Raw genomic sequence first — 9,295 nt, 5'->3', positions numbered from 1 at the left:
TCACCCCAAAGCAGCCACTACCCTAATGCCCCATGTCGGCCATTGATGCCTTCGGTCCACCCGGTTTCGGCGGCCGCAGCAACAGCACCAGCGGCACCGCGGCGAGCGTCACCCACATCATCAGCCAGAAATCGTCGATATAGGCGACCATCGCCGCCTGCCGGTTGATCTCGGCATTGACCATCGCCATCGCGGTGTCGCCGACGATACCGAAGCGGTCGGCGGTCGAGGCGTCGAGCATGCTCGTCGAGCTGTTGGTGACATGGCTGACAAGGTCTTCGTGGCTGCGCTGGATATTGGCGCCGAGCAGCGTCGTGACCACCGAGATACCGACCGACGCACCGATGCTGCGCAGCAGATTGAGCAGGCTTGACCCGTCGGTGCGGTACTGCGGCGGGATCGTCGCAAAAGCCATGGTGTTGAGCGGGATGAAGACCAGCCCCATGCCGATACCCTGGACGAGGCCGCTGACGATCACCGGCCGCATCCCCATCTCCAGCGACCAGTGGCTCATCTGCCAGAGCGACAGCGCCGCGATGGCGAGGCCGGTGCCGACCATCCAGCGCGCGTCGACCTTGCCGAGCAGTTGGCCCGCGACCCACATGCTCATCAGGATGCCGATCCCGCGGACGGCGAGCACCCAGCCGGTGTCGATCACCGGCCAACCGAACAGATTCTGGAGCATCGGCGGCAGCAGCGCCATCGAGGCGAACATCACGATGCCGATCACGACCATGAAGCCCATTGCGGTGACGAGGTTGCGGTCTGCCATCATCTGCCGGTTGAAGAGAGTGTCGCGGCTGGTGCAAAGATGGACGACGAACATCCACAGGCACGCGATCGCGACCGCCATCTCGATCCAGATCTCGCGGCTGTCGAACCAGTCGAGATGCGCGCCGCGGTCGAGCATCAGCTGGAGCGCCGAAAGACCGAGCGCCAGCATGGAAAAGCCGAACAGGTCGAAGCGGCGGTCGCGCCTTCGCGTCGCGGGAAGCAAAGCCCACATCAACGCAAGCGTCAGCAACCCGACGGGCAGGTTGACGTAGAATACCCAGCGCCAGTTGACCGACTCGGTCAGCCAGCCGCCCAGGATCGGCCCCAGGATCGGTCCGATCATGATCCCCATGCCCCAGATCGACATCGCGCGTGCCTGTTTCTCGGGGGGGTTGATGTCGAGCATCACCGATTGCGAGAGCGGGCCGATGAAGGCCGCGCTGATCCCCTGCAGGAAGCGGAAGGCGACCATCTGTTCGAGCGACTGCGCCGCGCCGCAGGCCATCGACGCGACGATGAACCCCGCTATGGCGCCAAGGAACAACTCGCGGCGGCCGATGCGATCGGCAAGCCAGCCGGTGATCGGCATCGCGACCGCCGATGCCAGGATATAGCTCGTGAGCACCCAGGTCACCGTTTCGCTCGTCGCGCCGAGCGCCGACTGCATGTGCGGGATGGCGACGTTGGCGATCGTCGTGTCGAGAATCTGCATGATCGACGCGCCCATGACCGCGACGGTCAGCAGGCCGCGAAAGCGGACCTGCTGATGCAGCGGGATCGCATCGTCGACCGCCGTGGCTGGCGACCGGCGGGGAAAGGCGCGGCTCGCCACGGCCTTACTTGTCGGTGAAGACTTTGACGTCGGCCGACAGCCCGGCGATCATGTCGCGCGAGGGCTTTTCGTCGAAGGCGATCCGCACCGGCACGCGCTGCGTCACCTTGACCCAGTTGCCGGTCGCATTCTGCGCCGGAAGCACGGAGAATTCGCTGCCCGTGCCCGCGCCGATCGTCAGCACATGGCCGCGCACCTTGAGCCCCGGATAGGCGTCGAAGCTGATTTCGGCGCGCTGGCCGACGCGCATGTCGGCAAGGTCGGTTTCCTTGAAGTTCGCCTCGACCCAAGGGTGCAGCGTGTCGACGATCGTCACGGCGGGCAGCCCCGCAACCATCATCTGGCCGACCAATAGCCGGTCGGACTGCGCGATACGCCCCGCGCTCGGTGCACGGACTTCGGTGCGGCCGAGATTGACCTCGGCCTGCGAACGCTGGACCTTCGCCGCCTCGACCTGCGGATTGATCCCGTTCGCGCCGGTAGCGAGCTTCGAGCGCGCCTCGGCGGCGTCGGCGCGGGCTTGCGCCAGCGCGGCGCGTGCCTGTTCGACCGCATGTTTCGAGGCGTCATAGGCGGCCTTGGTCGTGAAGCCCTTGTCCATCAACGCCGCCTGGCGCGCGAAGTTCGACTGCGCGAAGGCCAGGCCTTCCTCGGCCGCCTTGATATCGACCCCCGTGGTGGCGAGGCTCGCCGACAGGTTGCCGACATCGACGTTGGCGGCGTCGATCGCGGCATTCGCCTGCGCGACACTCAGCGCATAGGGTTCGCCGTCGATGCGGAAGAGCAATTGCCCCTTCTGCACCATCTGGCCGTCCTTGACCGCGACCTCGGTGATCCGGCCGCCGACTTCGGCGGCGATCGAGACCTTGTCCATCTGGACATAGGCATTGTCGGTCGACACCGATCCGCCGCTCGTCAGCCAATACCAACCGCCGGCGGCCAGCAAAACGGCGGGCAGGCCGAACATCAGCAGGCGAGCGCGCCAGCTCGGCCCGGTCTTGCCTCCGGCGGCAGTGGCCGGCTGCGCCGCAGACGGCACCGGGTCGGCCTTGGGTGCGCGCGCCGGCGCGGCGTCTTCGGCCTTGGTGCGGGAAGGGGAGAGCTGGTCCATTATGCGGTCTCTTTTAGGCATTCGCGGCGGGAGAGGTTGGCGCGCACCTTTTCGACGAGCGTGACGAGCTGGTCGACTTCGGCGGCGCTCAATCCTTCGGTGGCCTCTTCGGTGAGTTTTTCGGCGATCGGACGCATCGCGCCTAGCATGTCGCCGGCGCGCGCCGTCAGATAAAGGCGCCACGCGCGGCGGTCGGTGGGATCGGCCCGTCGCTCGACGAGCCCCGCCTCGGCGAGCCGGTCGACCATCCGCGAAAGGGTGATCGGCTCGACCTCGATCAGTTCGGCGAGCGGGCCCTGCCTTATGCCCTCGTGGCGCTTCAGATAGGTGATCACGCGCCATTGCAGTGCGGTGATGCCGGTGTCACGCGTGCGTGCGTCGAAGGCGCGACGGAACAGCCGCGCACTGTCGTTGAGCAGAAAACCGATCGTCTCACTCATGGCAGCGGATATAATAGCAATTGCTACTATATTCAATCCTGATGTGTCGTCAGAGGGAAATATCTGATTTGGTGTTAAATTCCTTTACAATGCTTGCGCTGGGGCGCTTTTTGGGCAGGATAAGGGTATGACTCTGACTGCCGACCTCTTCTGGTCCTTTCGCTCGCCCTACAGCTATCTCGCCATCGGCCGCTACCGCGCGCTGGCGGCGAGCCATGACCTGTCGATCAACCTGCGCCCGGTTTATCCGCTTGCGATCCGCCAGCCCGACTTTTTCGAACGCAATCACCCCAACTGGCTGAGCTACACGATGCGCGACATGATCCGCGTCGCGCAATTCCACGGCATTCCCTTCGGACCGCCGCGTCCCGACCCGATCGTGCAGAATGTGATGACACGCGAGATCGCAGCCGAGCAGCCCTATATCTATCGTCTGACGCGATTGGGGCAGGCTGCGTCGCGGCGCGGCCGGAGCCTGGGCTTCTGTCACGAAGTGGCTCAGCTCATCTGGGGCGGGGCGCAGGACTGGCACCTTGGCGATCATCTCGCGGGCGCGGCGCGGCGCGCGGGGCTCAGCCTCGCCGAACTCGACGCCGAGGCGGAGGCCGATGCCGAGGCGCTCGACAACGAGATCGCGGCGAACCAGGTCGCGCTCGAGATCGCGGGCCATTGGGGCGTGCCGACCTTGGTGTTTGATGGCGAGCCTTTCTTCGGCCAGGACCGGATCGAGATGGCAAAGTGGCGCATGGAGCAGAAGGGCTTGCAGCCGCGCTGATCGGCCTTGCCCAACCCATCGCCGACGGGGCATAGCCCGCGCATGAGCATCGAACCCCGATTTTTCGTGGCGCGCGACGGCGTGCGGCTGGCGTGGCGCGAGATGGGGGAGGGGCGCCCGCTGGTGCTGCTCCATGGCCTGTTTTCGAACGCCGAGGTCAACTGGATCAAGTTCGGCACAGCCGCGCGGATCGCCGCGGCGGGGTTTCGCGTCGTGATGCCCGACCTGCGCGTCCACGGATCAAGCGACGCGCCGCACGAGCCCGAACATTATCCGCCCGACGTGCTCGTGCATGATCTGGAAGATCTGATCGGGCATCTGGGCCTCTCCGATTTCGACCTCGGCGGCTTTTCGTTGGGCGCACGCACGAGTACCCGTGCCGTGGTTGCCGGGATGAAACCGCGCAAGCTGATCCTCGGCGGCATGGGCCTTGCGGGGCTTGCCGGGTGGTCACAGCGCGGGCAATTCTTCCAGCGCGTGATCGCCGACTATGAAACCGCGAAGCGCGGCGACGACACGTGGATGTCGATCCAGTTCATGAAGACGATGAAGATCGACCGCGTTGCGGCGCGCCTGCTCCTGGACAGCTTCACCGATACCACCCCCGACATGCTCGCGGCGCTGACGATGCCGACCTTGCTCGTTTGCGGCGAGCAGGATCAGGACAATGGCTCGGCCGAGGAACTGGCGGCGGCGCTGCCCGATGCCGTGCTCGCGGCGATCCCCGGGACCCATATGTCGAGCGTCACCCAGCCCGAAATGGGCGCTGCGATGGCGGCCTTCCTCACGGCTTGACCCTGCCCGCGGGGCGGTCCAGATTGCGGCCATCGCGCCCGAGAGCGCATCGGAATATCCAGAGGACGCACCCCCATGAAAGCCATGATATCAACGCTGTCGCTTGCCCTGTCGCTCGCGGTGGCGACCCCCGCCGCCGCGCAGCAGGCGCCCACCGCCGCCGCGCAGCAGGCGCCCACCGCCGCCGACGCCGACGCCTTCATCGCCGCGGTCGAAAAGGACCTGTTCGACTATACCGTCGAGAGCAGCCAAGTGAACTGGGTCAACGCGACCTATATCACCGAGGATACCGACGCGATGGCGGCGCGGATCAACGCGGTCGGCACCGAAAAGTCGGTCAAATATGCGCTCGAAGCGGCGAAATACGCGGGCGTTGCGGGGCTCAGCGCCGATACGAAGCGCAAGCTCGACATCCTGCGCACCGGCATCGTTCTGCCCGCGCCGACGACGCCGGGCGCGGCGACCGAACTCAACACGATCGCGACCGACCTGCAGTCGCAATATGGCAAGGGCCGCGGCACGCTCGACGGCAAGGAAATCTCGGGCTCGGACATCGAAGCCGAGATGGGCAATCTCAAGAATACGCCCGCACAGTTCGCCGAGATGTGGACGAGCTGGCACGACCAGGTCGGCGCGCCGATGAAGGACGACTATGTCAAGATGGTCGGCATCGCGAATGCGGGCGCGAAGGAGCTGGGCTTCGCCGACACCGGCGCGATGTGGCGATCGGGTTACGACATGCCGCCCGAAGAATTCGCCAAGCTGACCGAAAAGATCTGGCAGGATATGAAGCCGCTGTACGTGGCGCTGCACACCTATGTCCGCTGGAAACTCAACGAGAAATATGGCGACGCGGTGCAGCCGAAAACCGGCCCGATCCGCGCCGACCTGCTCGGCAATATGTGGGCGCAGGAATGGGGCAATATCTACCCGCTCGTCGCGCCTCCCGGCACCGGCGACCTTGGCTATGACATCGGCGACCTGCTGACCGAAAAGGGTAAGGGGCCGCTCGACATGGTCAAGGCGGGCGAGAATTTCTATTCGTCGCTGGGGATGGCGCCGCTGCCCGACACCTTCTGGAAGCGCAGCCAGTTCCTGAAGCCCGCCGACCGCGAAGTCGTGTGCCACGCCTCGGCGTGGGACGTCGACAACAAGGACGATCTGCGCATCAAGATGTGCATCAAGGTGAACGCCGACGACTTCATCACGATCCACCACGAGCTCGGTCACAACTACTACCAGCGCGCCTATAACAAGCAGCCGTTCCTCTATTTGAACGGCGCAAACGATGGCTTCCACGAAGCGATCGGCGATTTCGTCGCGCTGTCGATCACGCCGCAATATCTGGTCGACATCGGCCTGCTCGACAAATCGAAGGTGCCGAGCGCCGACAAGGACATCGGCCTGCTGCTGCGGCAGGCGATGGACAAGGTCGCCTTCCTGCCCTTCGGCCTGCTCGTCGACCGCTGGCGCTGGGGCGTCTTCGACGGCTCGATCAAACCCGCCGACTACAACAAGGCGTGGACCGACCTGCGGCTGCAATATCAGGGCATCGTCCCGCCGGGTGAGCGGCCGGCGAACGCATTCGACGCGGGCGCGAAGTACCACATCCCCGGCAACACGCCCTACACGCGCTATTTCCTGGCGCGCGTGCTGCAGTTCCAATTCTATCAGGCGGCGTGCAAGCAGGCGGGCTGGAAGGGGCCGCTCCACCGCTGCTCCTTCTACGGCAACAAGGAAGTCGGCGCGAAGCTGAATGCGATGCTCGAAATGGGCGCGTCGAAGCCGTGGCCCGACGCGCTGCAGGCCTTCACCGGCAGCCGCGAAATGTCGGGCAAGGCGATGGCCGCCTATTTCGCACCGCTCAAGAAGTGGCTCGACGAGCAGAACAAGGGCAAGCCGTCGGGCTGGTAAGCCGGGTTCGATCGAAATGGAGAGGCCGGGGTGGCGACGCCCCGGCCTTTTTATTGCGCCTCGACCGATTGCTTGAGCCGCGCCAGCCGCACGCTCGCGGCGGCGGCGTGCGGGCCGATCCAGCGATCGTGGATGTCCTGGATCGGCATCGCGTTCAGATGATTCCATCGCTCGCGGCCGCGCCGCTCGGCGATCACCAGCCCCGCGTCCTCCAGCACCTTCAGATGCTGCATCACCGTGCAGCGGTCGATGTCGGCGAAATGGCCGCACAGCGCGCCGGTCGTCAGCGGCTGGTCCTTGAGATCATCGAGGATCTGTCGCCGGATCGGCGAGGCGAGCGCCTTGAAGGTCGCATCGAACTGGTCGTGAATTGACATGTTATATAAATATAACATAAAAGGCTTCGACTCAAGCGGAGAGTGGGTATGGAGCTGAAGTTCAGGGTCGCGGCGCGGATTGCGAAGCCGGTGCACGAGGTGTTCGAGGCGGTCGCCGATCCGGCGCAACTGTCGCATTATTTCACCACCGGCGGCGCCAGGGGGCGGCTGGAGACCGGCGCAACGGTGACGTGGGACTTCCACGACTTTCCCGGAGCCTTTCCCGTCTATGTGATCGAGGTGGTGCCGGATGAGAAGATCGTCCTCGAATGGCAGGCGAGCGAAGGCGAGGCGCACAATGTCGAAGGCAGCGAGCCGAAGGACGCCGATTACCGCACGCGCGTAACGATGAGCTTCAAGGGCCTCGACGACGGCCGCACGCTGGTCGAGATCGCAGAGGAAGGCTGGCGCGAGAACCAGGGCGCGCTAAGCGCCTCCTATGGCAATTGCCAGGGCTGGTCGCAGATGCTGTGCGCGCTCAAGGTATGGATCGAGCACGGGATCAACCTGCGCGAGGGCATGTATCGATAGCGGGGCGATCGGAAGGGGCGAGCGAACCGCGCCCTTTCGTCACCCCGGACTTGATCCGGGGTCCATGACTTCAAGGCCGCCAATGGATCCCGGATCAGGTCCGGGATGACGAGAGAAAACACCGTCGCTTTTCAGTCCGGATATTCGAAGCGCAGCGGGCGCGTGCCGAGCGGGGCGCCGGTGTTGGCATCGATCACCACCGGCCGTACCGGTTCGCCGGTTTCGACATCGATCTGGCGCGTCAGCGCGCCCTTGCCATTATATTTGCGTCCCCACGCGCCGATCGCGGCGAGGATCGGCAGGAAGTCGCGCCCCGCTTCGGTCAGCAGATATTCGTCGCGCGGCGGGCGCTGGCTGTAGCGCCTTTTCTCGATCAGCCCCGCGTCGGTCAGTGCCGTCAGCCGCTGTGACAGGATGTTCGGCGCGATGCCGAGGCTGGTGCGCATCTGGTCGTAGCGGGTCAGCCCGCGTTCGATATCGCGCAGGACAAGGATGCTCCAGCGGTCGCCGACGCGCATCAGCCCGCGGTCGACGGGACAGGTGCCCAAATTATTTCTGTCGCCAGTCATTGAAGTCATATGGGACAGTCACTATCATTTTGCAAGTGACCCGCTGCGGGCCGCCTGCAAAGGAGACTGACGATGACTATCCCCACTGGAACGGCCCTGATCACGGGCGCCTCGACCGGCCTTGGCGCCGTCTACGCCGACCGCTTGGCCAAACGCGGTCACGACCTGATTCTCGTCGCGCGCAACGGCGCGCAGATGGAAGAACTCGCGGCAAAGCTGCGCGCCGACACCGGCGTGGCGGTCGACGTGATCGCCGCCGATCTGACCAAGGGCGACGACGTAACGCGGATCGAGCAGCGCCTGATCGACGATGCGAACATCACGCTGTTCGTCAACAACGCCGGCATGTCGCTCAACGGTGGCACGCTGGAGAATAGCGCGGCCGAGATCGAGACGATCATCGCGCTCAACATTACTGCTGCGGCGCGGCTCGCGATCGCGGCGGGCAGGGCGTTCGGCGCGCGCGGCAAGGGCGCTATCGTCAACATCGCCTCGGTCCTCGCGCTCGCGCCCGAGACGTTCGAGGGCGTGTACAGCGGCTCGAAGGCGTTTCTGCTCAATCTCAGCCACGCGCTCGCCGCGAACGGCCGCGACAAGGGATTCCATGTCCAGGCGGTTCTACCCGGTGCGACGCGCACCGAAATCTGGGAACGGTCGGGCAAGGATGTCGATGCCTTCCCCGCCGAGATGGTGATGAGCGCGAGCGACCTCGTCGACGCGGCGCTGCTCGGCCTCGACCGCGGCGAGGAAGTGACGATCCCGCCGCTCGCCGACGAAGGCCAGTGGAAGGATTATTACGCCGCGCGGCTGGCGATGGGCCCCTACCTGTCGAAGCGCGATGTTGCGGCGCGCTACCGCGTGAACGAAGCGGTTTGACTCGACGGGAGGGCGGCGATCAAAAGCCGCCCTGCCAACGTCGGGAATCGACCGGAAGGCGCGCAATCCATCATCGTCACGCCGGACTTGATCCGGGGTCCATGACTTCAGCACTGCGGTGGATCCCGGATCAAGTCCGGGATGACGAATGACCGCATACGACCGAAGGTGGCCTATCCTGCATCGTCTCTTTCATCGTCACCCTGAACTTGTTTCAGGGTCCATGGTCTGCCGTTTCCTTCGGCGCGGCGCCGGATGCAAGGCCCGGCCATGGATGCTGAAACAAGTTCAGCATGACGAG

General features: G+C 65.0%; 10 protein-coding genes. 5 read left to right on the top strand and 5 right to left on the bottom strand.

The annotated features are described in order from the left end of the window. Positions 1–22: 22 nt before the first annotated feature. The 3 genes from QOL79_RS19405 to QOL79_RS19395 are packed head-to-tail and all read right to left on the bottom strand — an operon-like array spanning position 23 to position 3,157. Complete coding sequence (locus QOL79_RS19405) at positions 23–1,606, bottom strand: DHA2 family efflux MFS transporter permease subunit (RefSeq protein WP_282948757.1); 1,584 nt, start codon at positions 1,604–1,606, stop codon at positions 23–25. A gap of 4 nt (positions 1,607–1,610) precedes the next feature. Then, positions 1,611–2,717 (bottom strand): HlyD family secretion protein, encoded by a 1,107-nt coding sequence (locus tag QOL79_RS19400; RefSeq protein ID WP_283420415.1) that lies wholly within the window; start codon positions 2,715–2,717, stop codon positions 1,611–1,613. Then, positions 2,717–3,157: a MarR family winged helix-turn-helix transcriptional regulator gene (locus QOL79_RS19395; protein WP_283420414.1), complete on the bottom strand. Its 441-nt coding sequence runs from the start codon at positions 3,155–3,157 to the stop codon at positions 2,717–2,719. The genes QOL79_RS19400 and QOL79_RS19395 overlap by 1 nt, the downstream gene beginning before the upstream one ends. 127 nt (positions 3,158–3,284) lie before the next feature. On the opposite strand from QOL79_RS19395, the gene QOL79_RS19390 reads away from it, so the two are divergent. The 3 genes from QOL79_RS19390 to QOL79_RS19380 all read left to right on the top strand — a co-directional run bounded on the left by QOL79_RS19390 (position 3,285) and on the right by QOL79_RS19380 (position 6,641). Further along, a complete protein-coding gene (locus QOL79_RS19390; protein WP_058455045.1) occupies positions 3,285–3,932 on the top strand; it encodes a 2-hydroxychromene-2-carboxylate isomerase in 648 nt (215 codons plus the stop codon). Positions 3,933–3,974: 42 nt separating this feature from the next. Next, the gene (locus QOL79_RS19385; protein WP_283420413.1) at positions 3,975–4,727 is read left to right on the top strand and encodes an alpha/beta fold hydrolase; all 753 of its coding nucleotides are present in this window, start codon (positions 3,975–3,977) and stop codon (positions 4,725–4,727) included. Between the two features lie 75 nt (positions 4,728–4,802). Further along, positions 4,803–6,641: a M2 family metallopeptidase gene (locus tag QOL79_RS19380; RefSeq protein ID WP_283420412.1), complete on the top strand. Its 1,839-nt coding sequence runs from the start codon at positions 4,803–4,805 to the stop codon at positions 6,639–6,641. A gap of 50 nt (positions 6,642–6,691) precedes the next feature. Here QOL79_RS19380 and QOL79_RS19375 read toward each other — a convergent pair whose 3' ends face one another. Continuing rightward, positions 6,692–7,018: an ArsR/SmtB family transcription factor gene (locus tag QOL79_RS19375; RefSeq protein WP_058455048.1), complete on the bottom strand. Its 327-nt coding sequence runs from the start codon at positions 7,016–7,018 to the stop codon at positions 6,692–6,694. Positions 7,019–7,066: 48 nt separating this feature from the next. On the opposite strand from QOL79_RS19375, the gene QOL79_RS19370 reads away from it, so the two are divergent. Further along, positions 7,067–7,549: an SRPBCC family protein gene (locus QOL79_RS19370; protein WP_058455049.1), complete on the top strand. Its 483-nt coding sequence runs from the start codon at positions 7,067–7,069 to the stop codon at positions 7,547–7,549. A 131-nt stretch (positions 7,550–7,680) separates the two neighbouring features. Here the strand turns inward: QOL79_RS19370 and QOL79_RS19365 are convergent, their stop codons facing one another. Then, the gene (locus QOL79_RS19365; RefSeq protein ID WP_283420411.1) at positions 7,681–8,118 is read right to left on the bottom strand and encodes a winged helix-turn-helix transcriptional regulator; all 438 of its coding nucleotides are present in this window, start codon (positions 8,116–8,118) and stop codon (positions 7,681–7,683) included. 72 nt (positions 8,119–8,190) lie between these two features. Here QOL79_RS19365 and QOL79_RS19360 point away from each other — a divergent pair, with 72 nt between their 5' ends. After that, positions 8,191–8,994: an SDR family NAD(P)-dependent oxidoreductase gene (locus QOL79_RS19360; RefSeq protein ID WP_283420410.1), complete on the top strand. Its 804-nt coding sequence runs from the start codon at positions 8,191–8,193 to the stop codon at positions 8,992–8,994. Positions 8,995–9,295 lie beyond the last annotated feature (301 nt).

This window comes from Sphingopyxis sp. Geo48 (assembly GCF_949769155.1).
Lineage (GTDB): Bacteria > Pseudomonadota > Alphaproteobacteria > Sphingomonadales > Sphingomonadaceae > Sphingopyxis.
This window is presented reverse-complemented; position numbering and strand designations above follow the sequence as displayed.